This is a genomic window from Marinobacter sediminicola (genome assembly GCF_031157525.1).
In the GTDB taxonomy this organism is placed as follows: domain Bacteria; phylum Pseudomonadota; class Gammaproteobacteria; order Pseudomonadales; family Oleiphilaceae; genus Marinobacter; species Marinobacter sediminicola.
Map to the genome: position 1 here is coordinate 1 of NZ_JAVIXR010000005.1, position 23,744 is coordinate 23,744.

General features: G+C 56.0%; 20 protein-coding genes. 15 read left to right on the forward strand and 5 right to left on the reverse strand.

Annotated elements, in window-relative coordinates:
• Positions 1 to 181 precede the first annotated feature (181 nt).
• The 9 genes from RG807_RS08830 to RG807_RS08870 all read left to right on the forward strand — a co-directional run bounded on the left by RG807_RS08830 (position 182) and on the right by RG807_RS08870 (position 11,362).
• Entirely contained in the window at positions 182 to 1,753 is a 1,572-nt protein-coding gene (locus RG807_RS08830) for a sigma-54-dependent Fis family transcriptional regulator (protein ID WP_309044766.1), read from the forward strand.
• Positions 1,750 to 2,463: a type VI secretion system-associated protein VasI gene (vasI, locus tag RG807_RS08835; protein WP_309044583.1), complete on the forward strand. Its 714-nt coding sequence runs from the start codon at positions 1,750 to 1,752 to the stop codon at positions 2,461 to 2,463. Before RG807_RS08830 ends, vasI begins: the two co-directional genes overlap by 4 nt.
• Before the next feature lie 45 nt (positions 2,464 to 2,508).
• The gene (gene tssA, locus RG807_RS08840; RefSeq protein WP_309044584.1) at positions 2,509 to 3,963 is read left to right on the forward strand and encodes a type VI secretion system protein TssA; all 1,455 of its coding nucleotides are present in this window, start codon (positions 2,509 to 2,511) and stop codon (positions 3,961 to 3,963) included.
• Positions 3,964 to 4,010: 47 nt separating this feature from the next.
• Positions 4,011 to 7,601 (forward strand): type VI secretion system membrane subunit TssM, encoded by a 3,591-nt coding sequence (tssM, locus tag RG807_RS08845; RefSeq protein ID WP_309044585.1) that lies wholly within the window; start codon positions 4,011 to 4,013, stop codon positions 7,599 to 7,601.
• 39 nt (positions 7,602 to 7,640) lie between these two features.
• Positions 7,641 to 8,558, forward strand: coding sequence for a DNA ligase (locus RG807_RS08850; RefSeq protein ID WP_309044586.1), 918 nt, complete (start codon positions 7,641 to 7,643; stop codon positions 8,556 to 8,558).
• 149 nt (positions 8,559 to 8,707) lie between these two features.
• Positions 8,708 to 9,031, forward strand: a complete 324-nt coding sequence (locus RG807_RS08855) for an ElaB/YgaM/YqjD family protein (protein WP_309044587.1) — start codon at positions 8,708 to 8,710, stop codon at positions 9,029 to 9,031.
• Positions 9,031 to 9,543 carry a hypothetical protein gene (locus RG807_RS08860; RefSeq protein ID WP_309044588.1) on the forward strand — a complete coding sequence of 171 codons (513 nt, stop codon included), beginning with the start codon at positions 9,031 to 9,033 and terminating at the stop codon, positions 9,541 to 9,543. Before RG807_RS08855 ends, RG807_RS08860 begins: the two co-directional genes overlap by 1 nt.
• A gap of 290 nt (positions 9,544 to 9,833) precedes the next feature.
• Complete coding sequence (locus tag RG807_RS08865) at positions 9,834 to 10,412, forward strand: porin family protein (protein WP_298452100.1); 579 nt, start codon at positions 9,834 to 9,836, stop codon at positions 10,410 to 10,412.
• A gap of 167 nt (positions 10,413 to 10,579) precedes the next feature.
• Entirely contained in the window at positions 10,580 to 11,362 is a 783-nt protein-coding gene (locus tag RG807_RS08870; RefSeq protein WP_309044590.1) for an ATP-binding protein, read from the forward strand.
• Between the two features lie 6 nt (positions 11,363 to 11,368).
• On the opposite strand, the gene RG807_RS08875 is transcribed toward RG807_RS08870, so the two are convergent.
• Genes RG807_RS08875 through pdsR form a run of 3 tightly spaced genes read right to left on the reverse strand, consistent with a single transcriptional unit; the run spans position 11,369 to position 15,465 of the window.
• On the reverse strand, positions 11,369 to 12,676 hold the full coding sequence (locus RG807_RS08875) for a DUF3422 family protein (RefSeq protein ID WP_309044591.1): 1,308 nt from the start codon (positions 12,674 to 12,676) through the stop codon (positions 11,369 to 11,371).
• Positions 12,673 to 14,760: an ATP-binding protein gene (locus RG807_RS08880; protein WP_309044592.1), complete on the reverse strand. Its 2,088-nt coding sequence runs from the start codon at positions 14,758 to 14,760 to the stop codon at positions 12,673 to 12,675. Before RG807_RS08880 ends, RG807_RS08875 begins: the two co-directional genes overlap by 4 nt.
• A gap of 3 nt (positions 14,761 to 14,763) precedes the next feature.
• The gene (pdsR, locus tag RG807_RS08885; protein ID WP_309044593.1) at positions 14,764 to 15,465 is read right to left on the reverse strand and encodes a proteobacterial dedicated sortase system response regulator; all 702 of its coding nucleotides are present in this window, start codon (positions 15,463 to 15,465) and stop codon (positions 14,764 to 14,766) included.
• 193 nt (positions 15,466 to 15,658) lie between these two features.
• Here pdsR and RG807_RS08890 point away from each other — a divergent pair, with 193 nt between their 5' ends.
• From RG807_RS08890 to RG807_RS08910, 5 genes are read left to right on the forward strand one after another with little or no spacing between them, the layout of a single operon-like run.
• Positions 15,659 to 17,929, forward strand: coding sequence for a marine proteobacterial sortase target protein (locus RG807_RS08890; RefSeq protein ID WP_309044594.1), 2,271 nt, complete (start codon positions 15,659 to 15,661; stop codon positions 17,927 to 17,929).
• Positions 17,926 to 18,570 (forward strand): class GN sortase, encoded by a 645-nt coding sequence (locus RG807_RS08895; RefSeq protein WP_309044595.1) that lies wholly within the window; start codon positions 17,926 to 17,928, stop codon positions 18,568 to 18,570. The genes RG807_RS08890 and RG807_RS08895 overlap by 4 nt, the downstream gene beginning before the upstream one ends.
• 47 nt (positions 18,571 to 18,617) lie before the next feature.
• A complete protein-coding gene (locus RG807_RS08900; protein ID WP_309044596.1) occupies positions 18,618 to 19,325 on the forward strand; it encodes a lysophospholipid acyltransferase family protein in 708 nt (235 codons plus the stop codon).
• Positions 19,326 to 19,377: 52 nt separating this feature from the next.
• Positions 19,378 to 19,620 (forward strand): GlsB/YeaQ/YmgE family stress response membrane protein, encoded by a 243-nt coding sequence (locus RG807_RS08905; protein WP_309044597.1) that lies wholly within the window; start codon positions 19,378 to 19,380, stop codon positions 19,618 to 19,620.
• A 2-nt stretch (positions 19,621 to 19,622) separates the two neighbouring features.
• Complete coding sequence (locus RG807_RS08910; RefSeq protein ID WP_309044598.1) at positions 19,623 to 20,024, forward strand: MAPEG family protein; 402 nt, start codon at positions 19,623 to 19,625, stop codon at positions 20,022 to 20,024.
• 58 nt (positions 20,025 to 20,082) lie between these two features.
• On the opposite strand, the gene RG807_RS08915 is transcribed toward RG807_RS08910, so the two are convergent.
• Positions 20,083 to 20,523, reverse strand: coding sequence for an OmpA family protein (locus tag RG807_RS08915; protein ID WP_309044599.1), 441 nt, complete (start codon positions 20,521 to 20,523; stop codon positions 20,083 to 20,085).
• A 193-nt stretch (positions 20,524 to 20,716) separates the two neighbouring features.
• On the opposite strand from RG807_RS08915, the gene RG807_RS08920 reads away from it, so the two are divergent.
• Entirely contained in the window at positions 20,717 to 22,165 is a 1,449-nt protein-coding gene (locus RG807_RS08920) for a rhomboid family intramembrane serine protease (RefSeq protein WP_309044600.1), read from the forward strand.
• Positions 22,166 to 22,289: 124 nt separating this feature from the next.
• Here the strand turns inward: RG807_RS08920 and RG807_RS08925 are convergent, their stop codons facing one another.
• On the reverse strand, positions 22,290 to 23,744 hold the full coding sequence (locus RG807_RS08925; protein ID WP_309044601.1) for a tetratricopeptide repeat protein: 1,455 nt from the start codon (positions 23,742 to 23,744) through the stop codon (positions 22,290 to 22,292).

The window sequence follows — 23,744 nt, forward strand, 5'->3', positions numbered from 1 at the left end:
TCCAAAACCCTGCGGAGCCATGGATGGCGGAGCGGAGCCTACAAGGACGTATTCACGGCGTGTTTTGGAAAGCTCAACCCCGCGGTGTGCGGGCGGTAAACCAGAGCCAAGCCTCACGCTGTGCGACCGGGCCAGAACAAAGCCGGATAACAGGAACATAAGGGAAAAGAAAATGGGACGGATGCAGATGGAACTGCACACCGGCATTGAACTGGCAGTCGCACTGACGCGACAAACCACATTGCCGGATTTGCTGAAAACCGCTACGAAACAGCTGGAAAACGCATTCGGCCTCACTCGCTGCTGGGCACTCGAACTCGACCTCAGCGGCCGCACACTCCACTGCAGCGACCTAGCTGAAACCGGCGAATTCGACTGTGGCGACTTCAGCCACCCCTTCGCCCACCTGCTGCAAACCGGCAAAGCTCGCGAACTTACAAGGGCCGCCAGTTACCGCCTCGATCACCCAGGCTTCCAAAGCCTCATCGAAGCCAGCGACCGCCCGAAATCCCTCTGGCTCGAACCCCTAAAAGGCGACGACGGCAGAACCCTGGGTATACTTGTGCTCTGTCGCGACGAAACTGACTGGAGCGGAATAAACGACCAGCCACTATACCGCGGCCTGCTGCAGCTGCTCGCTCACCAATGGATCGCCCAGCTGCAAAGCCGTGATCAGGTATGGCAACGCCGGCTGCTCAAACGCTCGCTGGACAACCTGCACGATGCAGAAACCGTGCGCAAACGCTGCGAAGCCCTGTCCCGCACCCTTGTTGGTCCCTCGGAATCCATGACAGGTCTGCGCGCGCAAATTGTTCGCGCCGCCAGTAGTCAGCTATCCGTTCTGGTGCAGGGTGAAACCGGTTGCGGCAAAGACGTCGTGGCCAGAGGCATTCATGAGCTATCAGATCGTGCCGACGGTCCCATGGTCGTGGTCAATTGCGCCGCTATTCCGGACAGTCTGCTGGAGAGCGAACTCTTCGGCCACACCAAAGGCGCCTTCTCCGGCGCTGACCAGGCTAAAGAAGGGCTTTTGGCTCAAGCCAATGGCGGCACCCTGTTTCTGGACGAAATCGGCGACATGCCCATGGCGCTGCAATCCAAACTCTTGCGAGTGCTGGAAAGTCGCCAATTTCGCCCCCTTGGTGCGCAAACGGAACAGCACTCCGACTTCCGACTGGTCGCGGCTACCCATCAGCCTCTGCGCCAGAGTATCGAAGACGGTTACTTCCGCCGGGATCTGTTCTACCGCCTGAGCCAGTTCCCGCTGCAGATCATGCCACTGCGTGAACGCCTGGACGACCTTGAAGCCCTCAGCCGCCACTTTATTCGCCTGTATACCGAGCGCGAGGGTGTTGGGCCACTGGGCATCAGTAGCCACGCACTGCGCACTCTTGCAGCCTACGACTTTCCCGGTAATGCCCGGGAGCTACGCAATATTATCGAGCTAGCCTGCCTGCAGACTCCCGCAGGAGACGACATTCAACCGGAAATACTCCGGCTCACCGATATGTTCCCAGATCTGGCAGGCCCGAAAATGCCTGACCTACTACCAAGCAGTTCCGATGAACACGTTGCCTCTGGCACGGAAGATATCCGGGACCTCAAAGCCGCCGCCCAGGCATTTGAAGCTGCGGTTATCCGTGATCGCTTGCGCCAGTACGGCGGTAACCGCGCTCAAGCAGCGGAAAGCTTGGGCCTGCCCAAGCGCACGCTCGCTCACAAATGCCTGAAATATCAGGTTGCCGAATCATGATGCACCCGACTGTTTCGGTGTACTCAAATTTGCGCCCACTCACTGTCGGTGTTGTCGCACTTGGCCTTCTCTGTTTCTGTGCACCGGGTTTTGCGGATCAGAATACGCAAGCACAGGCTGACCTTTTGGAGGAGGCCCGCGGGTGCACCGGCGAAACCCAGCGGCTGAAACGGTTGGCGTGCTTTGACGAAGTTTTTCGCACCCCACTGACGGAAGCCGAACTGGTAACCGGGCCCGATGCCAGAGTGCGCCGTTTGGTCGGCTCCCTTCGCTGGCGAGAGGCTTATGCGCAGGACAGTGCCGAACCTTCTTCTGGCAACCTTAGCTACCGCAATACCGGGCAGGCCGCCGGCCTATTGGTGACCGTGCCCGCGCTGGGAGCAAAGCCGCCTCGCCCTTTGCTTGCCCTCCAGTGCCACAACAACATTACCGAGCTGACCCTGATGTTGCCGGAGCCGCTGGATGCAGAGCGTGTAAACCTTGGGTTTGGCACCACAGAAGCCGCCGGCCAGGGTGCCTGGCGAGTGCGCGATAACGGATACATGCTCAGCATTGGGCGCGGCCTGCCAGCTATCCGGGCGGTCAAGGCGATAGAGCAAAAAACCGATATTCGTGTTTATTCGGAAAACAGCCGTATAGACGGCCTGCTATTCGATCTGACCGGTTTTGAAAACGCCATTCGCCCGCTCCGTGAAAGCTGTGGTTGGTAGCCGAGTTGTGAGTGTAAAAATGCAAGGACGCGAGGAACGAAGGTTATGCAGGTAATAGAACAGCATCCCTACATTGAGCAGGTCGCCACCCTCCTGGAAGGCGAGCTGCCTGCCGGGCAAGGGCTGGGAGAGGATGCGGCGCTCGGGTTCCTTGAAGACGAAATCATGAAAATCGGCTCCCTTGCCCATACCGATATTGATTGGGGCAAGGTTGAGAGCGAATCCCTGAAAATACTTTCTGCTCGTAGTAAAGATCTTAAAGTTCTTGGTTATCTCCTGATTGCCTTGCAGCAAGGCGCTGATGGAGAGCGCTTTGCACTTTCGCTGTATCTGCTCCAGCGCGTACTGGACAGCTGGTGGGATGAAGGCTGGCCGTATCCGGGGGATAAGGGTAAGCGGGCGCGGAAAATGATGTTCACGCAGATGCTCCAGCGGGCAGGCAAAGCTGTGGCAGGAAGCGCCTTTGATGCCAGTGTGGGCGATGGGCGACTTTTTTGCCTTGAGGTGCTGGCAAAAATTGAGGCGCAAGCGCAACAAAAAGAGCTGCCTGACGATGCGCTGCTGGATCTAAAACGAGCTGTCGAAAAGTTACCCCAAGCCCAGGAAGTTGGTGGTCCATCCGGGGCGAGCGCAGAGGCGACCTCTGAGCGCTCTAATGCGGCAAGTGATAATGCCAAATCGGGGCCAGCGCCTTCCGCTGTGACAGCCAGCCCGGCACTTGGTGCCCTGACGCTGGACCCGAGTAATGAGCGGGCCACCCGCCAGAGTTTACTGAAAGTGGCAGATTTACTGACCGGTACCGAACCCGAACGGCCCCTGGGCTACCAGATTCGCCGGTACGCTATCTGGCAGAGCATTACTGCGGTACCGCCAACCCGGGATGGCAAACGCTCTGACCTGGCTGCCGTGAGCGGGGATCGTGTTGCGGAATACCGTGAAGCCCTTGAAAAAGCCCCCGATCAGGCGCTTTGGCAGCGCATAGAACAAAGCCTGTCGGTCAGCCCCTTTTGGCTCGAGGGCCACCGGCTCAGTGCCGGTGTGGCGACGGCCTTGGGATGCGATGCCTGCGCTGAGGCCATTCGTACAGCCGTTAACGAATTCGTGGAAAGACTGCCGCAGCTGGCGGAACTGACGTTTAACGATGGCACGCCGTTTCTATCCCCCGAAGCCCAGGAGTGGCTTTGGTCTGCGCCTACCCATACTCAAGGGCAGTCTGGTGGCAGTGCCAGCCCGTGGGAGCAAGCTTATGACACAGCGCGAGAGCTGATTGCCCAGAAAGGACTGGCGCCGGCGATGCAGCTGCTTGAAGACGGGCTTGCGGGCGCCCGCGAGCCACGGGAGCAGTTCTACTGGCGCTTGGCATCGGCACGGCTGATGAAGGAAAGCGGCCTGGTGAGCCTGGCGTCACGGCAAATTCAGGACTTGCGACAACAGATAAGTGGTTTGGTTATCGAAGATTGGGAGCCTGCGCTCCTGAAGCAACTTGAACGGCTGGCCTGAGGGCGTAGTCGGAATACTGTCTAATTAATTACGAATACACAGCAGGAATGGACACCATGTGGAGAAAAGCTTTACTCATCGGGCGCTGGCTTCTGCCATACATTCGAAACGCGGCACCGGTCACCCTGGCCCTTGGCGTGATAGCACTATTGATCGCCACCTGGTGGCTGGGGCCGAAGTGGGAGGTGCGTGGTGAGTTCCCGCTGGCAGCCTGGCAAATGCGGTCGCTGGTTACCCTAGGTGTTGTGCTATTGGTTGTGCTGATCTGGGGCACGGTGCTAGCCCGTCGTCTTGGCAAGGTTAATGCCGCTAAAGCCGAGGAGGAGCAAGAGCAGGAAGATCCGATTCTGCCTATGGAACGCAGACAGCAGCGTTTGTTGGATCGCCAGCTTGCCGCCCTGAAGAACAATCTGCCGGGTCGTCGGGGTGTTTATCGCTTGCCCTGGTATTTGGTTATGGGTCTGGAAGGGGCGGGGAAAACCAGCCTCATTCAGCGTTCCGGGCAGACATACACTCTCACCAACGTTACCCGCAACAATCGGGCAGATCGCAATCCGTTCGGATTCGACTGGTGGATTGGCGATAACGGCGTACTGATCGATCCCGATGGCGAGCTGTTGAGTCAGAACCAAAACCAGAGCGCAGCTGGGGAAATACAGCAGCGGCTTTGGACACATTTTATCCAGTGGCTAGAGCGAAATCGCCCGCAACGTCCACTCAACGGCGTGATCCTTGCGGTTGATCTGGCGCAGTTGAGCACGGCCAGCGAGGGGCAGCGTGAAGCTCATGCTATTTTGCTACGCACCCGCCTGAGAGAGCTGATGGAGCAGATAGGTTCGCGCCTGCCGGTGTATGTTTCGTTTACCAAAATGGATTTGCTCTATGGTTTTGGGCCCTTTGTTCGCACGCTCGGCAAGCAGGAGAAAGAGCAGGCGCTGGGGTTCACTTTCCGGCTGGAAGGTCAGTTGGATAACGATGAGTGGCTGAATGAGTTTGCCGAGCGTTACAGCGAGATGGTCGCGGGATTGAACATGCGTTTGCCCGACGTACTAGCCAGCACCCGTGACTCTGAAGATCGCACAGCGGCATATTCGTTTACCCGTCAGCTGGCTGGCATGAAGCCCGCGCTTGAAAGCTTCCTCACCAGCCTTTTATCGGCAGATGCATTCTCCACACCCGCATTGGTGCGCGGTACCTACTTCACCTCGGTCGTGCAGGAAGGTGTTCCGGAAGATGCGTTTGTCTCAGCCGCCGCCAACCATTACCAGGTATCTGGCCCGATTCAACCAGCCCAGCGCACGGGCCAGTCTGCAAGCTTGTTCACCCAGACGCTCTTCCCGGGGATTATCTATCCTGAAGCGGGGCTTGCCGGAGATAACCGGCGGATTGTGCGTAGTCGCCAGCGCAGGGTGGCGGTTGCTGCTGTTGTTGCTGTGTGTGCCGGAGCGGGTATAACCGCAGGTTGGCAGCATTTCTTCATTAAGAATGCGGAAGCGGCTGCGTCGGTTGAAGCGCGGGTTAACGGATTCATCGATAACTGGCAACCCGTAGGCTTTGAGCCGGATACCACTGGCCGTAATCTGCTTGAACCCCTGGATCAGCTGCGCCAGGCAACACTGGCGTTTGGGGACCATCGTAAACAGTGGCCGCTCGTCAGCGAAATGGGCCTGTACCAAGGCCACAAGGTTGGCCCGGAAGTGGAAGCCTCTTACCTTGACATGCTGGCATACCAGTATTTGCCAGCGCTCATGTTCGGTGTCATGGGTGAGATGAGCCGCGCGCCAGACAACAGCCCGGAACGGCTTGAGCACCTGCGAGTGCTGCGAATGCTCTACGATGCCAGTGGCCGCCGGAGCGATATAGTCACCACCTACATGACCCAGTACTGGCAGAAAACCTTTCCGGGCCGTCGGGATGTTCAGCAGAGACTGATGGCACACCTCGACTATGCCATGACATACACCGATCTTGCTCAGCAGGCCGAGCACGGAGATGTAACGGCTGATATGGCTTTGGCGCCATTCAAAAGCAGCGTGCAGTGGTCGCAACACGAACTGGGGCGCATGCCGACGCCTGATCGTGTGTACCGGGATTTGGAAGTTGAGGCTGGCCGCGAGTTCAGCCAGCCAAACGATTTGGCCCGCACATCGGGGCCCGCGTTCAGTAATGTTTTTATGCGTGTGGACCAGTTTGGCGAGCCAGGACAACCGTCGGAAGTGACACAGGACCCCTTGAGCATTCCTGCCTTGCTGACCCGGGACGGTCTCGAAAAATGGTTCCTTAGAAAGTCTGCCACGGTAACTGACCTGGCTTTGGTTGACGCTTGGGTACTGGGCCGCAGGGACAATGTGGACTTCAGCAAAGCTGATGAGGCAGAACTATTAGCCAGCTTGCAAAACCTTTATGCGGAACACTATGCCAACGCATGGCGCACGGCCCTGAGCCGGGTCGACATTCAACAATTTGACGACCTCAACCACGGGGTGCGGATACTGGAAAGCCTTACCAGCGGCCACCAGCCCATGGCGCAGTTCCTTGGTCAGGTACGTCGGAACACGCAGCTGATCCCTCCGGCAGAGGGAGATGCCGCCGTGGCACGAGAACTGCTGGAGCAGTCGGCGCACTTCCGCATGTTGCAGAATATCGAACGCCAGTTCACTGATCTGAACCAGGTCACCCGTAAGAATGGAGATCAGCCGAGTGGGCTGGAGCAAATCATGCTTGTGGTTAACGATCTGCACGAATACATGCGCAATATCCAGGAGGCGCCAGATAAGGGCAGGGCGGCACTCAATGCGGCTCGGGCCAGAATGGGACTGCAGGGGGCAGACCCGATTTTCACGCTGCAACGAATGGCGGGGCATCAGCCAGAACCACTGAACAGGCTATTGAACCGGTTAGCCACGGAAAGCTGGCGTGTACTGCTCGACCAAGCAGTGGCGCAGCTGGAGCGGGAGTGGTATCGGGAAGTATATCAGCCCTTCCAGCAGAATCTCGCCAGGCACTACCCATTTAATGCCAGTGCCGGTCGCGATGTGGCCTTGCAGGATTTTGAGCGGTTTTTTGCGCCAGGTGGCGTGCTGGATACCTTCTACAAGGACAACCTCAAACTGTTCCTGGAGGATCATCCGGAGCAGGTAGGGGATGCGCGCCGAGCCGGGCTGGTGCGCCGGGATGTACTGGCGTCTTTAGGCAATGCGGATAAAATCCGCAGCGCCTACTTCACACGCAGCGGCACGCTGGATGTGGAGTTTGCCCTCGAGCCCTTGAATCTGTCCTCCAACAAGCGCCGCAGTGTTGTGAACCTTGATGGCCAGCTGGTGGAGTTCAGTCACGGCCCGCGCCAGAGCATTCCACTGGTTTGGCCCAACACCCTGAGAGAAGCAGTTGAAAGCAGGATTACGCTGGTGCCAGTGCAGGTTAACCGTTCACCCCGCAGCATTTCGGAGAACGGCCCTTGGGCACTGTTCCGCTTGCTGGACAAGGCCGATATCACCGGCGTCAGCAGCAGTGCTGTGGATGTGCGTTTTCAGGTAGATGACGGCGAAATGCGTTACCGCCTGCATGCGGCAAGCAATATAAATCCGTTCACACAGCAGCTTTTATCGGGGTATCGGATACCGCGCAGCTTGTACTGATTCCCGGGCGTGTTTTAACGGGCAATGGAGGTGCCTATAATGAATTTGCGGGAGAAAGCGGGCTGGCAAGGGATGCAGGCCCGCCCAAAAGGGAGTATTTGCAGGCTTTTCCTGTGTGCTTCAGTGCTGGCTCTGGTGGTGTTTGTAAGGGTCAGTGAGGCCAGTCCGCCTCCAGTGCCGCTTGCCACTACCTATCAGCAAGGGATTGTACTGGAGAATTACTGGATCAGCGAAAAGCTTGATGGTGTAAGAGCTTACTGGAATGGCCGGGAGTTCTTGTCTCGCAATGGTAACGTCTACAATGCGCCGGACTGGTTTATTGCAGGCTTCCCCAGTGTACCTCTGGACGGGGAGCTATGGATGGGGCGACAGCGCTTTGCAGAACTTTCCGGAGCCGTGCGCAAAGGTGTTCCGGTACCAGGTGAGTGGCGGGGCATCCAGTTTCATGTTTTTGACTTACCGGCCCCCGGGCCGTTTTATGAGCGATATGAACAGCTGGTAGCGCTAATCGGAAAAGCGGATACCCGTTACCTGGCGTTGGTAACGCAAACACCGGCCTCCACACATGCTGCGCTGATGGCGGACCTGGATAAGATCGTTGCGGAAGGCGGCGAGGGCTTGATGCTGAAGCGTCGCGATAGTCTTTATGAAGCAGGCCGCTCGGATGACCTCATGAAGGTAAAAACCTTCGCGGACGCCGAGGCGGTGGTGGTCGGGCATATACCCGGCAAAGGCCGTCTGCAGAACATGATGGGGGCCTTACAGGTGGAGCTACCGAGCGGTCGTCGCTTCCGCATTGGAACCGGGTTCAGCGATGAGCTGCGCACCCGGCCGCCCGCACCGGGAACGCGCATAACCTTCAAATACTACGGTTTCACTGCTACCGGCTTGCCACGTTTTGCGAGTTTTCTGCGTGTGCGTGACGATGAGCCAAAGGTCACAGGGCTTGAACCCTGACAAGTTGTCTTCTGCGAAGTCTGTGTACAGTTACGAATTCCCGACCCTGTGCTAGAGTAATTTGTGAGCAGTCTTGCGGGCTGAAGGGCAAATAGGCCTGATCCAGCCCGTTGTCGAATGAAATCATGAATCGAATCAGGAGACAGCCCATGGAAAAGCAAACAACCAAAGATGATTACGCTCGCGTGAAAGACGATCTTCAGGTACTGCGTGATGACATTGCATCCTTGACCAAAGCGTTTGCAGACAGTCAGAAGGCCAGTGCCAATAACCTGAAGGATGAAATCAGCCGTGAGGCCCAATCGGTGTTTGAAAACCTGCGGAAGCGGGGCGATGCAGCTCTTACTCGTGCAACAGAAGCGGGCTCACACACTGTAGAGAGTGTGGAGCATAAAATAGAGGAAAGGCCATTTCTCAGTATTATCCTCATGTTTCTGGCGGGTGTCATTGTGGGCAAAATGCTTGATCGCTGATGCTGCCTGATTCCGCAAGTATCCAGGGTATCCTTCGCAAAGCCGTCGCAGCTATTATCGGCATAGTGTTGACTCTGGTGTTACTCACTGCGCTGCTGGTGACCGGCTTTTACCTGCTGGTCAATGCAGCGACCCTGGCCCTGGCACCCCTGGTGGGTAAGCCGGGGGCCATGGCGATCACTGGGTTTGCATGCCTGTGCTTGCTTGCGCTGTTTTTCTATCGCATGACACGCACGCCCAAAACCCGCAGCGGGTCGGAAAGCAACCAGTCTGGCCTTAACTCAACTTCACCCATAGAGATACTGCGCTCGTTGATTGCTCGTAACCCTCTGGAGGCGGCAGCACTGGCTTTTGCCGTTGGCGTAGCCGAGCAGGGTGACCCGAGGCTGAAGAAACTGTTGCTCCAGGGCGGTATGGTTCTGATGCGTCAGTCTTCCGGTTCCGGCACCTCGGGAGCCAGTAACTCCGGAGATAGTGCCGCGCCTTCCGAAGATAACACTCCCACCGATTAATCCTCTGCGCCACGCAGAGCGTCTCGAAATTTACGTTCCTGAAAACCTTTCACCTGTGCTTTTCGGCGATGAGCATGCGTGGTTTTATATGAGGTAACGTATTGTTTTATTGAGGTTTGTGGTGAAAGTATTAAGAGAGTATGAAGAGATTTTAGTCTGGATGTAACCCAAATTGGCGATCAGGGGCGCTAGGGTAGTGTCACGTGTTTCGGGGGCGATGCATCAATCGACGCAGTCACCCGAGGAACGCTTTGACGAATGGATTTCTTAACTAGCGAGGAAAAAGCATTATGAACTCTAAAGCTCGTATTGCCTGTGCCACGATTTTGTCTGCCAGTGTATTTGCTGCTCCGGTAGCTTTCGCCCAAGGCACCTCTGATCGTGACGCCTCCGGCCCATACATCAAAGGTAGTTATGGTGGATATAAATCCCACGGTGGTGACTTTGACGACTCCAACGATCTTTACGGCGCTGGTCTCGGTTATCAGTTTAACCAGTTTTTTGCTCTGGAAGCGGCTTACATAGACTTCGGCAACTTCGGCAAAGACGATGTTGAGGGCAAACTCAAAGGTGGCTCACTGGTAGCGATTGGTCGTCTGCCTGTGACAAACAGTTTTGGTGTGTACGCCAAGGCGGGTGCTTTCGCAGCAGCACTTGATGTGGACGCGTTCGATGAAAACGAGACCTATGATGAGGTAAGCCCCGTTGTAGGTGCAGGTGTCGACTTCCGCATCACGGAGCACCTGACCACATTCCTGGAGTACAACCGTTATAACGTGGATGTGGATGAAAACGACTTCAATGGTCAGTTGAACAACGACGGCCCCGACTTTGATACCGCTCAGGTCGGCCTTAAGTTCCAGTTCTGATTATCTGTGGTATGCCCCCCAAAAAAGGTGCAGAGGCTTGGCTTCTGCACCTTTTTTCTTGTTTCCCCTTAATAGCCTGTTTGCAGTTCATACCGATATACTGATACTGCGCTTCCCGGCGTGATCCGGAATGTAAAATGGTAAATAGCGGAACAGGAAAAGTGCTTATGTCTGATAACCAACCCTTCGACTGGTCATCAATACCGGCAGCGGTGTGGCGTCGCCATCGTGCAGGCTTGCGAGCGGTGCGGCGGCTGGACCCGATTCAGTGGGGTTCTCTGACGGGCATTGATCGTCAGCAACATGCGCTTGCTCGCAATACAGAACGCTTCCTTGCCGGCGAGCCGTCCAACAATGTGCTGCTTTGGGGAGCGCGAGGTACGGGAAAGTCATCGCTGATCAAGGCGTTGCTGAACCGATACCACGAGCAAGGCTTGAGAATCATTGAAGTGGACAAAGACGATTTGGTGAACCTGCCTGAGATCGTTGATGACATCTGCGATCTTCCATACCGCTTCATCATCTTCTGTGATGACCTGTCCTTTGACGTTGGCGAAACCGGTTACAAGGCTCTGAAAAGCGTGCTCGAAGGGTCACTGGAGCTGCCGCCTGAAAACGTTCGCGTATATGCCACGTCGAATCGCCGCCACCTGATGCCGGAGTTCATGTCTGATAACCTCAAAGGCCATACTCAGGATGGTGAAATTCACCCGGCTGAAGCTATAGAGGAGCAGGTGTCTCTGGCTGATCGTTTTGGCTTGCAGTTGTCCTTTTACGCGTTTCCCCAAGAAGTATATTTGCAGGCAGTGGATGCATTGTTCCCGGAAGTTGCGGATAGAGAGCAGTTGCACCGCGAAGCCATTCGCTTCGCCACCCAAAAAGGCGTGCGCAATGGCCGCACGGCGCAGCAGTTTTACCGCCAGTTTTCGGGTGATGAACACCTTGGTTGAAGCCTGTTACTGCCGTCTTGCCATGCGAATAAAGTGGTGGTGAACAACCCGGATGGACAGATACACCAAGGCAAGCGTGGCGGGAATGGCAATTCCCAGTGCCAGTGTTTTGTTGAAGATGATCCCCGCTTCGTAAACCGAGTCCAGAGCCAGTTTTAGTAAGCCAATCAGGTAGTAGGTAATCGCAACCACGGAAAAGCCTTCAACCGTGTGCTGCATCATCAGCTGGATTTTGGAGCGCCTGTCCATGGAACTGAGCAGCTGCTGATTCTGGCTTTGGATAGCCAGCTCTACTCGAGTGCGCATCATGTCGGACGTGCGGTCTACCCGGCGGGATAGGTCCTCCAACCGCACACTAACAGCTTCACAGGTTTTGACGGCAGGGGTCAGCCGGCGAGTCATGAACTCAGAGATAGTGAGATGGCCTGACACTTCGTCTTCTCGCAGTTCTTCAAGGCGTGTCAGCACCAGCTGATGGTAGGCTTTGGTGGCGGAAAAACGGAAGGTGGAATGAGCACGAAAGGCTTCAATTCTGGCTGCAATGTGAGTCAGTTTGGCCAAAATGGTTTGCTCGTTCTGCGCTTCGTTATCAGCCAGCGCCTGAGTGATGACAGCCAGTTGCTGGTCCATATCATTGAGGACCGGTGTGATTTCGCGAGCTACAGGCAATGCCAACAAAGACATCAAACGATAGGTTTCAATTTCCATCAGCCGCTGAACGAGCCGGCCTAGCTGACTGTCAGACATGCTGTAATTGAGCACCATGAAACGGCCGAAATTGTCGGAGTGTAGCTGAAAGGTTCCCAGTACCCGCGCAGCCCCTTCCTGTGGGCTGCTGCCTACCAGACGCATACCCTCAAAATGCCGGCGCAAGAACGCAGGTTCGTTGCGGGCATGTTCCACTGACGGGCTAACGTCAATATGAAAGGCGGCGACTACTATGCCTTCTAGCTGTTCGAGCCAGCCTTGAGGCAGCGCACTGATGCCGGTTTCCTCAAACGGCTCAGCATCGGAAGGCGCCAGATTGGTAAAGGTGTAAGCGGTGAATTCCAGATGCACTTCACGGCGAATGCGCAGCTGATCAAAGGTTTGCTCGTAGCAAGTAACCTCTTCCTCTGGCCAGGGTTGCCCCAGCATCCGGTGTAGGCTTTGCAGATGTTTAAACTGGCTGTTGCGCTGCTCTGACGTGGTCAGAACGGCGATATGGCTTACCTTTGCCTGTGATGGTAATACCTGAAAAGGGCGGGAGTGCAGCTCCTGATACAGGTCAGGGCGCAGGGGGTGAAACTCCAGTGCGACGGTCTTGGCAGTCAAGAGTCTGTCCTTGGTTTATCCGTAAGCTTTGGGATGATAACGCGGAAGGATGCGCCGTCAATGCCCTTAAAGTGCTGGTTTTGGGCGTCAACCCGGCCACCAAAGAAGTCGGCAATCAAACGCACGATCAACAGCCCCTGGCCCAGATGCCCCTCGGTTTTGCCTTCACGCTGGGACACAAACGCCTCGAAAATGTCCACGCCCGAACTGGTTGGCAAGCTTGAACCTTCGTTGAACACTTCGATTTGGTAGTGGTCAGTGTGTTGGTCCAGACGTATTTCAATTCTGCCCTTTTGGGGTGTGAAGTCGCGGGCGTTGTCGACCAGTTTGTCCAGCATCTGTACCAGCAGTTCCGGGGAGCCGACAAGGTTGATGCCGGATTCCGGTCCGGTGTAGCTAAGGTGATGATGCGGATCCAGCGTTTGATAGGCCGCGCTTGCCTGGCTGACCACCTCGGCCAGATCGAAGGATTCTTTGTCTGCATGATCGAAACTCTGTTCCAGCCTCGCGGCTTCGCTCATGCCATTGAGGATTTGCCGCAAACGTTCAGTACCTGCGGTCGCACGCCCGATGTATTGCGAACGTTCATCTTCAGTTTCGGCGTGAGAGAGGTTTTCAAGGGATGAGCGCACCACGGCCACCGGGGTTTTGAGTTCATGGGAAAGCCGTTTTGAAAAGCTTTCCAGATACCGGTTGTAGCCGTGTAGCCGGTCGGCCATTTGCGCGAAATGGTTCTGCAATTGGCCCAGTTCATCCTTGGCCCCGGAGCCGGGCAGGGTACCGATAATCCGCCCATCCTGATCTATGGTGGCGTTGACTGCGCGCTGTAAGCGGGCAATGCGCCAGGATAACCAGCTGGCATAACCCAGCAAAACCAGCGTCAGGCCAATAATAATCAGCGTGCTGCGGGCAATAACGGAACCTAGCGTGGAGCCCGCCAGCGTTAATAACTGGTCCAGGGATTGCTCAAGTATCAGGGTCCGGCCCCCAAAGACGGGTTTGGTTGTCATCAGCCAAACATGGTCGTCTTCATGCCGCACCAGCCCTTCTTCGGGAATGCTACTCACATCCAGTCGGTTGGTATGAATGGAGAGGCGTGCAGGTGAGGGCTGGTAAAACTGCACCAAGGCCCGTAGGGCATTCAGGCTTATGTGCTCCACAATTTGCAGCGGGCTGAGTTCATCAAACTCCGGGGCTGCCTGCCGGGACGGTGTTGCCTGTTGGGCGATCACCCAGCCCGCCGGCTCGATCAGTCGCGCCATTTGGCCTTTGCTCATTCCGGGAATCAGTTGCCGCTCAAGTTCGGATTGGCGTTCCACCAGAACCGGCAGTGGGGCGGTAGACGTTCCGGCTTGCGCTAATCCGGAACTGTCCTGCCATTTCGCAGCAAAACCGAAATGGCTGCCTTGTGGCGGCTTGGGTAATTTCAGTTCCAGCTGCCAGCCATTGCCTACGCTGTTCCAATGCCCGCTCACCCGGTAATCGGGGTTGTTGTTACGTGCACTGTTTGTTGTATCAATTGTCGTCGCATACACCGTGCCTGGTGGTGAGGCGCGCATGAGCCAGGAGGTGGTTTGGGCATCGGGATTGAGTGCTTTGCTGCCTGCAGGTTCGAGCCATAATAAGAGCTGGTCGTGGGGCTGATTGGGTGCGCCGGGGTTGAAGAATTCGGGCTGGCGGTTGCTGAGACGTATCAGCAGGTACAGGTGGCGTTGATCGGTTGCGGCTTGCCAGTGCAGGGTGGGTTTGTCGGAGCTTTCTGTGGGTTGTTTTGAATAGGCAGAGGGCTGCCAAAGCCGGGATTGTTCGCCCTCATCGTAACCAGGCCAGTCATGGCCGTAGCCGTCGAGATTGATCGGGCTGGTGAGGCTTTCCATGTAAATGGCGGGTGTTTGGGGCTTAACAGCGGGAAGCCCCAGGCTGAGGTCGCCGGCGGTGTTTGCCAGCCGGTCAGCTTGATCTTGCAGTTGTTGCAGCGCCTGCTGCCGAAGTGCCTGATCCAGCTCCAGCACGAACTGCAAACCGGCCCAGGGGATGAGTAGCATCAGCAGGCTGGCAATAAAGAGCTGGCGTTTGAGTGTCACGGTTTATAGCTCACGGGCGTTCCAGCGATAACCCATGCCGTAGGCGGTCTGGATACTGTCAAAGGCGCTGTCGATCTGCAGGAATTTGCTGCGGATGCGTTTGATGTGGGAGGTGACGGTGTTGTCATCCAGGTGCGTGTTGGCGGCCTCCATCAGTTGATCGCGACTGCGCACGTGGCCGGGGTGCTGTACGAGTGAGTGCAGCATCCAGAATTCGGTCACGGTGAGGTCTATGGCGTTGTCATCCCAGGCTACGGTCATGCGATCCACGTTCAGGTCGAGGCGACCACGTTTCACGATTTCATCCGGTTTTTGCAGGGCTTCTGCCCAGGCGTCTGCCCGGCGCAGCAGGGCGGTCACTCTTGCCAGCAGGTGTTCTATGCTCATGTCTTTGGTGACGTAGTCGTCCGCGCCCAGGCGCAGGCCGTGTACTGAGTCTATGTCGCTGTCGCGGGCGGTGAGGAAGATGATGGGCAGGGTTGCGGATAGCGAGCGCAGGTCCTGGCACAGGGTGAAGCCGCCTTCGGGCTCATTGCCGAGGCCGACGTCGATGATGGCGAGGTCGGGGAGGCTTTGGCGCAGGACCTGCCAGGCGGAGGAACGATCACCGTATGTGGATACGCGATAGCCGCGGCGTTCGAAGGCGGCGCGGTAGTTGTCGCGGATGGCGGGTTCGTCCTCTATCAGGACCAGATGCTTTTTCATGGTTTTTGGCTGTTGTCCGTGGGTGTTGGGGTCTATTTAAACACGGGAGGCGTTTAGAACAAGGGTAGCGTGCGGTGTTGCCATAATTCATCATTTTTTGTTCGTGGAATGTTTGATTCTGCCATGGGGGTGCCTTTTTGGGTTGGTGAAATGGCTGTGTCTGATTTAGTCATGTAGCCAAAGGATTATTGCCATGATGTTTTCTTCCCTTTCATCTAAACATAGTGCCTTCCCGTTTAGTCTGAACCCGCCCTCCGGTGAGGTTGAGGCCCCCTCCAAAACACGCTGTGAATACTTCCCTGTACGCTCGGCTCCGCCATCCATGGCTCCGCACGGTTTTGGAGGGGGCCTCAACCTCACCGGAGGGCTCAGTGCTCGCCAGGGGCAGCGGGTGGTGCGTTTTATGGAGGGGGTTAGCTTGTGGATGGCTATGTTGCTGGTTTTGTTTGTGCAGCCGATTTATGCAGAAGCCAACACCGGCAATGAAGATTCCGCAGGAACGCTGCACTTTGTGGACGGTAAAGGGCAGTGGCAGGAACCCGCTTTGGTGCTGGGGAGTGACTTTGATGTTCGGGTTAGTGGGCTGATTTCAGACAGTAAACTGGTGCGGACGTTCAAGAACACGAGTGATGACTGGCGAGAAGGAGTGTTTGTTTTTCCGCTGCCGGAGAAGGCCAGTGTTTACGGGCTGACCATGAAGGTGGGGGAGCGCACGATTGTGGGGGAGGTTCAGCCCCGCGAAGAGGCGAAGAAGACTTATGAAGCGGCTCGGGATTCCGGGCGGCATGCGGCGACGGTTGAGCAGCAGCGGCCGAATTTGTTTACCACTCGGGTGGCGAATATTCCTCCGGGGGCTGAGGTGAGTGTGGAGCTCAGTTATCAGCAGTTGGTGAGTTATCGGGATGGGGTGTTTGAGTTGAGTGTGCCGACGACGCTAACACCCCGGTATATGCCGGGTGAGCCTTTGGCGGTGGCGCCGCAGCAGTGGCAGGGCGGTTGGGCAGTGCCTACTACCGAGGTGCTGGATGCGGATGCGATCAGTCCGTTTACGGTGGATGTGGCGGATGTTGCAGCGGACAGTCACAGAGCTTCAGTCAAGTTCACGATTGATGCCGGGCTGCCGTTGGCGCAGGTGTTCAGTCCCAGCCATCAGGTGGCGACTGAGCAGGATGGTCAGGTGGTGATGGTTGAGCCACAGGCGGGTGACATTGTGATGAACCGGGATTTCGTGATTCGTTGGCAGCCGTTTGCGGGGCAGGAGCCGGGCGCGGCTGTGTTCCATCAGCAGTGGGAAGGGGAAGATTATTTGTTGGCGATGCTGGTGCCGGGGCGGGCGGGTAAAACCCGTTTGCCACGGGAGCTTACGTTTGTGATTGATACCTCGGGCTCTATGGCTGGGGAATCCATTCGGCAGGCGAGAGAAGCGCTGCAACTGGGGTTGGAAACCTTGGCACCAGGTGATCGGTTCAATGTGATTCAGTTCAATTCACAGCCTCACGCCTTATTTATGCAGCCGGAAATGGCCACAGCCAATAATCTGGCCCGAGCCCGTCAGTATGTGAGTGGGTTGAAAGCTGACGGTGGAACGGAGATGGCTTCAGCGCTGACCTTGGCTTTGCAGGGGCAAGGCAAGAGCACAGGTGAGCGGCAGGAAGACGCAGTAAGAGTGCGTCAGGTTGTGTTTATGACGGACGGTGCCGTTGGCAATGAGTCGGCGCTGTTCAGCCAGATTCGTCGCCAGTTGGGTGATCACAGGCTGTTTACCGTGGCAATAGGGTCGGCGCCTAATATGCACTTTATGCGGGAGGCTGCGCGGTGGGGGCGTGGTAGCTATACCTCGGTGCAGGATCTGGCCGATATGAGCGGTCCTTTGGCCAGGTTGTTTGCAGCCATGGAAGCGCCGGTGATGACGGATATTCAGGTTACCTGGCCGGGGCAGTCTACAGCGGCAATGGAAGACAGCTTTCCGCAGCGGCCCGGTGATTTGTTTCAAGGTGAGCCCTTGTTGCAGGTCGTGCGAGGAGTGGCACCCGCCGGTGAGTTGAGCGTGTCTGGCCGATTGCCGGGTGGTGGAAGCTGGCAGCAAAGCCTGGATTTGCAGCAGGCGGCTTCAGGTACTGGGCTGAACCGTTACTGGGCGCGGGAGAAGATCGACAGCTTGCTGGACGACGCTCGGATAGAGGGACAGGAGCCGGATAAAGAGAGAATCACCAAGTTGGCGGTTGCCCACAACCTTATGTCGCCCTATACGAGCTTTGTGGCGGTGGATAAAACGCCGGTGCGGGCTGCTGAAAGCGCTTTGTTGAAAGATAATCTGCCTACGCTGCTACCTGCAGGAAGTCAGCCGGGCATGGCGCGCTACCCGCAAACCGCAACCTTTGCGCCTCTGATGATTGCCTTGGGTTTGCTTGGTTTGATGCTTTCGCTCGCAATTGCCATGCTTCAAAGACGGGTATACCCATGAGCCGTTCGCTGCTGTTGTTGATCACAAGCTCTGCCTTGTTGCTGGTATTCGGGCTTTGGGTACCGATCAAGGCTGTTGTGGCTCAGGAACTGCTGGAAATTGCCTGGGCTGAGAGCCAGGCCAGGCAAACTGAATCACGGCCCTGGCCCTGGGCAGATACCTGGCCGGTGGCAAAATTGTCGATGCCGGAGCTTGGTGATTCGATGATCGTGCTGGCAGGTGTTCATGGGGAGAGCCTGGCCTTCGGGCCGGGGCAAATGATGGGTGGCAGCGGCTCTGGGAGTGCGGTTGTTATTGCCGGCCACCGCGATACCCACTTTCGGCCTCTCAAACACCTGGAACCTGGCAATGAGCTTCGGTTGCAAGGCCGGGACGGGCGCTGGCAGGGCTACCGGGTGAGTGCAACAAGAATTGTGGATAGCCGTTCGGAATTCATCGATACTCATAAGTTACCTGCGGGCACTCTTTTGCTGGTTACCTGTTATCCCTTCGATAGCATGGATGCGGGTGGTCCCCTACGTTATGTGGTGGAGGCCCATGCAGACGATGCAGCCCGAGTAGCCGGTGTAGAAGGTGCTCATAGCCAAGTCCGGTATAGTCCGGCCGTATTGGATAAAATTGACACTGTTGCAGGCCTATAAACTTGGCGTACACTTGTGCGCCAAAATCCTGAGGCAGAGTTTTTCGTATGGGCTTTATCAGAAATTTTCTGGCTTGGCTGAGTGTTCCAGTGCTTTGCATACTCGCCCTGCCATTTTTTATTGTCCGGCCGTTCAATCCGGACAATAACCGGCTTCTGGCCATCGCATTGGCGCGAACCGGCCGCGCAATACTGGGCATGGAGCGACCGGTGGAAGGTGTGGAGAACATGCCTCAGGATCGCCCTGTGGTGGCAATTTGTAATCACCAATACAACGATGATCTTTTTGTGGTGGGAGACTTGGTGGCGCCGCGCACCGTAACGGTGGGCAAGTCATCACTGGTCTGGGTTCCATTTTTTGGCTGGGCATTTTGGCTGGGGGGGAATGTGATATTGAACCGTGCCCGTTCCCGCAAAGCTGTTGCAGTCATGCAAGCTACCAGCGAGGCAATCACCCGCGAGAATAAGAGCCTGTGGGTGTTCGTGGAAGGTACCCGCAGCAAGGGGCGTGGGCTGCAGAAGTTCAAAAAAGGTGCTTTCTATGCAGCGGTGACGGCCGGGGCGCCAATTGTTATGGTGTGTGCTGCTGAATATCGCAATAAAACGTTTGGTTGGCAGGGTAGGCGCGAGCCTGTGCCTATGCGGATTCTGCCTCCGGTAGAAACCACAGGGCTGACCACCGAGGATGTTCCAGCGCTGATTACACGTTGCCATAAAGAGATGGCAGAGGCGATTGCTGAACTGGGTCGGGCGTAATGGCTCTGATTAACGAACTCCTTAAACAACCCCCCTCAAGGAGGTGCGAACAATGAACCTGATTTTCTTTCTGATTATTGGTGGTTTAGCTGGCTGGCTTGCCGGTGTGATTATGAAAGGCCGCGGCTTTGGCGTATTGGCCAATGTGGGTATTGGTATTGTTGGCTCATTCCTTGGCGGTTTTGTGTTTCGCCTGCTTGGCCTGGCAGCCCAAGGCGCTATTGGAGAGCTGGTAACTGCGACAGTAGGTGCGGTATTACTATTGGCGATTGTCAGTCAAATAAGGAAGAGCTGAGCATGTTGTTACCAGTTACCGGAGTGTTTGCTGCTGTACTCGGTATATTGATGTTGGTGCTTTCAGGATACGTTGTGAAGTTTCGCCTGAAGTATAAAAAAGGCATAGGCGTTACTGATGACGCTGATTTTCAGGCGGCGGTTCGCGCCCACGGAAATCTGGTGGAGTACGCTCCCATCGGGCTGATTATGCTTGGTATTGCGGAAATGAACGGTGTGGCGAGCGGTCTTATTTACTGGACAGGCATGGCCTTGGTGGTAGGTCGTCTTCTTCATGCCTGGGGAATGATTAACGGCCATGGTGAGGAGCACAAAGCGCGGGCTCTTGGCATGGTTCTAACTTGGCTGTCCATGCTGGTTGCGGCAATTTTGTTGCTGTGGAACGTGTGGCAGGTACACGGCTAACTGATCCAGAGACACGGCCCGGGACTGCTCAAATTGCTGGCCCCGGGCATCTCTCTTCCTAAAGCGCTTTCGCCATCTCTCTGGTCAGATACTCAATCTCAACCCGGCGGTTAGCGGCTCTATCTTCCTGTTTTGTAAAGGGTCGGGCTGATCCCCAGCTTGCAACCAGAATGCGGGGTTCAGCAATCCCCTCCTGTACAAGAAGCTTCACAACCGCGTTTGTTCGCAGTCGGGACAGGAAGTGGTTGTAATCCTCGGCTCCAAAATTGTCAGAGTGACCATGAATCCGAACGCTCACCGACGGGTGCAGTCTCAGGTAGACAGCGTGTTGCCTGATAATTTCGGTGTCTTGGTTATCCAGTGTGTGCTTGTTGAAGCCGTAGTGAAACCTCATCCGGTGTGGGCGCTTGCCTTCGGCCATGAGGGTAGCTGCATTAAAGCCGGAAGCGACGGCAGCTTTGGCAATCAACTCTGGGTTGTCCAATACGAGTACAGTCATCTGCAGTATCCTTGGTTCAGACCTCTGGTTTTTCTTGTTATTCCCGCTCACTATTACCCGAGACAGAAATAACGGTAATTAGCGGATGGTGTAGTGTGCCATCTCGCTGAAAATCATTTAAGCGCGAAAACAAGACACTGGTATGATAGAAAACAGTTTTTCAGGGACAGATTATGATGAATTGTGACCGCCCATGTTGATTATTCCTGCTGAGAACGCCATTAACTGGAAGCGCCCGCCCTGGGTTACCCTCGGGTTGATGCTCACCTGCATGCTGGTTTTCCTGTTTTATCAGGGAGGGGACAGCCGCAAGCTTGAGCAAGCTGTGAGTGAGTATCTGGATGCAGGGCTGCACCAGCTGGAAGCACCGGCATATGAGGACTTCCTGCAGCGGGAAATTCGCTTTGAAGGCCAGGAAGACCGGGTTTTTGAGCTGCAACAGTTTCAGAAGCTGAGGGAAGAGGGCGAAGACTTCTGGCTCTCCGCCAGCCTGTTGATGGATCGCGAGTTCTATCAGTATTTGCTTCAGAATAGTGATGTGATCTGGGCCCCCGCAGAGCGAAGGCACTGGTTAGAGCAGCGCGTCCTCATTGAAGAAACCTATATTCAGCGCCTGAGTGCCCAGCAGTTAGGCCTGATTCCCGCAAAATTGTCTTTGTACACGCTGATTACCTACCAGTTCCTGCACGGCGGCTGGGGGCATATTATCGGCAACCTGCTCTTCCTGTTCCTGCTTGGATTTACCGTAGAAAAGGCCCTCGGCCCTGGCCGCTTTCTATTGGCCTATCTGGCCTGTGGCGCATTGTCGGGGGTTGTTTTTACTGCCTTCTCGCTGGGGAGCTTTGTTCCCTTGGTGGGCGCCTCCGGCTCTATTTCCGGGCTGATGGGAATGTATGTGGCCATCTACGGCCTGCAGAAAATACGCTTTTTCTATTTCCTCGGCGTGTACTTCAACTACTTCCGGGCACCTGCCATAGCCATACTGCCGGTGTGGCTGGGCAAGGAAATCTACGACTACTGGTTTGCCGGCGCAACTGGCATTGCCTACATGGCCCACGCTGGCGGGTTGCTTGCAGGTGCAGGCCTGGTATGGCTGCTGGGTAAAAGCTGGTTGCAGGTACGCGAGGAATTTTTTGAGCCGGAAGAAGATGAGCAAGACGAGCGTTTCACTACCGGGTATGCCCAAGCCATGGCCAGCCTTGGCCGCATGGATTTCGACCTGGCTCGACGCCAGTTTGAGGCCCTGCGTGAAACCTACCCCGACAGGCCCATCTTGCTAGAGCACCTTTACAACCTCGCCAAACTGCGCCCGGATTTACTCGAGTACCAGGTCCGTACCCGCGATCTGATGAACGATTCGCTGAGCCGCCGTCAGCCAGAGCAGATGATAGCTGTGTGGCAGGAGTACCTGAGTAAAGGCGAAAGCCATAATCCCCTTGCGGCGGAAGATCATAACCGGGTGTTATTCGCCAGCCTCAAACAGCACGATCTGAAAGCCGCAGAGAAAGCCTTTGAGCGGCTGCGTGGAGCGGATGATCCATTATTGACAACTGAGGCGTGCAGATTGCTCGCCGAAGAGTTTGAAAAGCTCCAAATGGCACCGAAGGCTAGGCATTATCGCCAGTTGCTGCAGGCTGGCTAAATTCGGAGGTAGCCAGGAGGGTGAGGGGAGGCCCTTCCAAAACACGCTGTGAATACCTCCCTGTACGCTCGGCTCCGCCATCCATGGCTCCGCACGGTTTTGGAAGGGCCTCCCCTCACCCTCCCTAATCTGGCACTGCGAATGACGCCTTTGGGCCTTTAAGCAGTTCTTTCTTCTCAGCTTGCTCCAGAAACACCGGAACTTGCTCATGCAACGGGTGATTCACGCAACGCTTTTGGATAAACGTCAGAAAGGCCGTTGCCTTTTCCCACTGGCCCATTCCGTTGGCAAGAGTTTGAGCAACCAGCAAATAAGCAGGAGCCAGCTCGTCGCTTTCCGGAAAACGCTTGTGGAAGTCCTGTAGCAGTTTTAGAGCCAGCTTGTATTGCCCCCGCTGATACAGGCAGCGCGCGGAGCGAACGGCCAGTTCCGGCTCATCCAGTTTGAAACCAGGCTCAGCCTCTTCAAGCAGGCTCACAACAGACGCAATACCTTCGCCGTCGTTGCGGTCTGCCAGCCAGCCAAGAATCCGTGGGTGGTATTGGTAGAGCTCAGTGGCATCATTCCGGGCGACCAATAGCTGGTATAGCTGGCCAATACGCAGAGGGTCCTCACGGTTGCGCTTCAGTGCTTCCTTCAGCATGCCCTGTACCCGGTCGTAGTTGCCGTCCTTCAGGTTCATATCAATGTCGGCGTCAAAGCGCGCACCACGATCCCGCTGGTGCATATCCACATCGGTGGAATCATCCTGAATATCTGAGGCGAAACCCAGCTCTTCCTGGTACTGGAATAACAGGTAGCCAAGCATATTGAACAGAATCAGCGTGAAGGTACTGTTCAGAAAGCCGGATAACGGCTGTGAAAACCAGAAAGGAAAATGGTTGTAGGCAAAATCCTGAGCCACACCCGAGGCCAGGGTAAGCAAAATCAGGTAACCGTAGAGCAGGAAGTAGGGGGTGCCGATACGGGAAATAAGCACCGCCAGATTCATTGGGTTTACCGCCGCGCCCACAGAGCGCTCCATGGCCAGCACCATAATGCTCGCGGGCATGGCCAATACCACGAATGCGAGCGCCAGCAACATCAGCAAGGGGCCGCCCACCATAGCGGCTGCGCCTATCAGACCGCCCATTACAATGAAAACCAGCAGCTGGAGAATAACAATATTGAACCCACTGCCAGTAAAGGCGACTGACACGCTGGGTGGATTCAGATGGCCCTCGGCTGTGTGATTGATCACCGCATAGGTGTACTTGAAGAGTGCCAAGGCCAAAACCAGCCAGATCAGTATGCCGATCAGGTTGGCGGGAGCAACAAGGGGTACCAACGTGCAGATCGCAATGACGATCAGTGGATCTGTATGAAACGGGTAGCGGAAAAACGCGCCGATTCGGTTCCAGAAAGGCACCACTTCGGTGGCGGCTCCCATATAGCGCATGGCCTTACTACAAGTTGGGCAAAGTGCACGGCGCTGGCGTGTGTCGGCATCGGGCATGCAGCGGCTGCAATAATGCATCTGGCACTCGCTGCACTGCCATTTGGCAGGGTCGCCTGGGTGATAGTGACAATCGTGTTTCAT

Bases quoted from the DNA above. Each gene is read 5' to 3' on its own strand.
- vasI (WP_309044583.1), top strand. From the start codon at position 1,750: ATGATGCACCCGACTGTTTCGGTGTACTCAAATTTGCGCCCACTCACT.
- RG807_RS08830 (WP_309044766.1), top strand. From the start codon at position 182: ATGCAGATGGAACTGCACACCGGCATTGAACTGGCAGTCGCACTGACG.
- RG807_RS08905 (WP_309044597.1), top strand. From the start codon at position 19,378: ATGAACCTGATTTTCTTTCTGATTATTGGTGGTTTAGCTGGCTGGCTT.
- RG807_RS08865 (WP_298452100.1), top strand. From the start codon at position 9,834: ATGAACTCTAAAGCTCGTATTGCCTGTGCCACGATTTTGTCTGCCAGT.
- pdsR (WP_309044593.1), bottom strand. From the start codon at position 15,465: ATGAAAAAGCATCTGGTCCTGATAGAGGACGAACCCGCCATCCGCGAC.
- RG807_RS08895 (WP_309044595.1), top strand. From the start codon at position 17,926: ATGAGCCGTTCGCTGCTGTTGTTGATCACAAGCTCTGCCTTGTTGCTG.
- RG807_RS08910 (WP_309044598.1), top strand. From the start codon at position 19,623: ATGTTGTTACCAGTTACCGGAGTGTTTGCTGCTGTACTCGGTATATTG.
- RG807_RS08915 (WP_309044599.1), bottom strand. From the start codon at position 20,523: ATGACTGTACTCGTATTGGACAACCCAGAGTTGATTGCCAAAGCTGCC.
- tssA (WP_309044584.1), top strand. From the start codon at position 2,509: ATGCAGGTAATAGAACAGCATCCCTACATTGAGCAGGTCGCCACCCTC.
- RG807_RS08890 (WP_309044594.1), top strand. From the start codon at position 15,659: ATGATGTTTTCTTCCCTTTCATCTAAACATAGTGCCTTCCCGTTTAGT.
- RG807_RS08900 (WP_309044596.1), top strand. From the start codon at position 18,618: ATGGGCTTTATCAGAAATTTTCTGGCTTGGCTGAGTGTTCCAGTGCTT.
- RG807_RS08860 (WP_309044588.1), top strand. From the start codon at position 9,031: ATGCTGCCTGATTCCGCAAGTATCCAGGGTATCCTTCGCAAAGCCGTC.
- tssM (WP_309044585.1), top strand. From the start codon at position 4,011: ATGGACACCATGTGGAGAAAAGCTTTACTCATCGGGCGCTGGCTTCTG.
- RG807_RS08925 (WP_309044601.1), bottom strand. From the start codon at position 23,744: ATGAAACACGATTGTCACTATCACCCAGGCGACCCTGCCAAATGGCAG.
- RG807_RS08855 (WP_309044587.1), top strand. From the start codon at position 8,708: ATGGAAAAGCAAACAACCAAAGATGATTACGCTCGCGTGAAAGACGAT.
- RG807_RS08850 (WP_309044586.1), top strand. From the start codon at position 7,641: ATGAATTTGCGGGAGAAAGCGGGCTGGCAAGGGATGCAGGCCCGCCCA.
- RG807_RS08920 (WP_309044600.1), top strand. From the start codon at position 20,717: ATGTTGATTATTCCTGCTGAGAACGCCATTAACTGGAAGCGCCCGCCC.
- RG807_RS08870 (WP_309044590.1), top strand. From the start codon at position 10,580: ATGTCTGATAACCAACCCTTCGACTGGTCATCAATACCGGCAGCGGTG.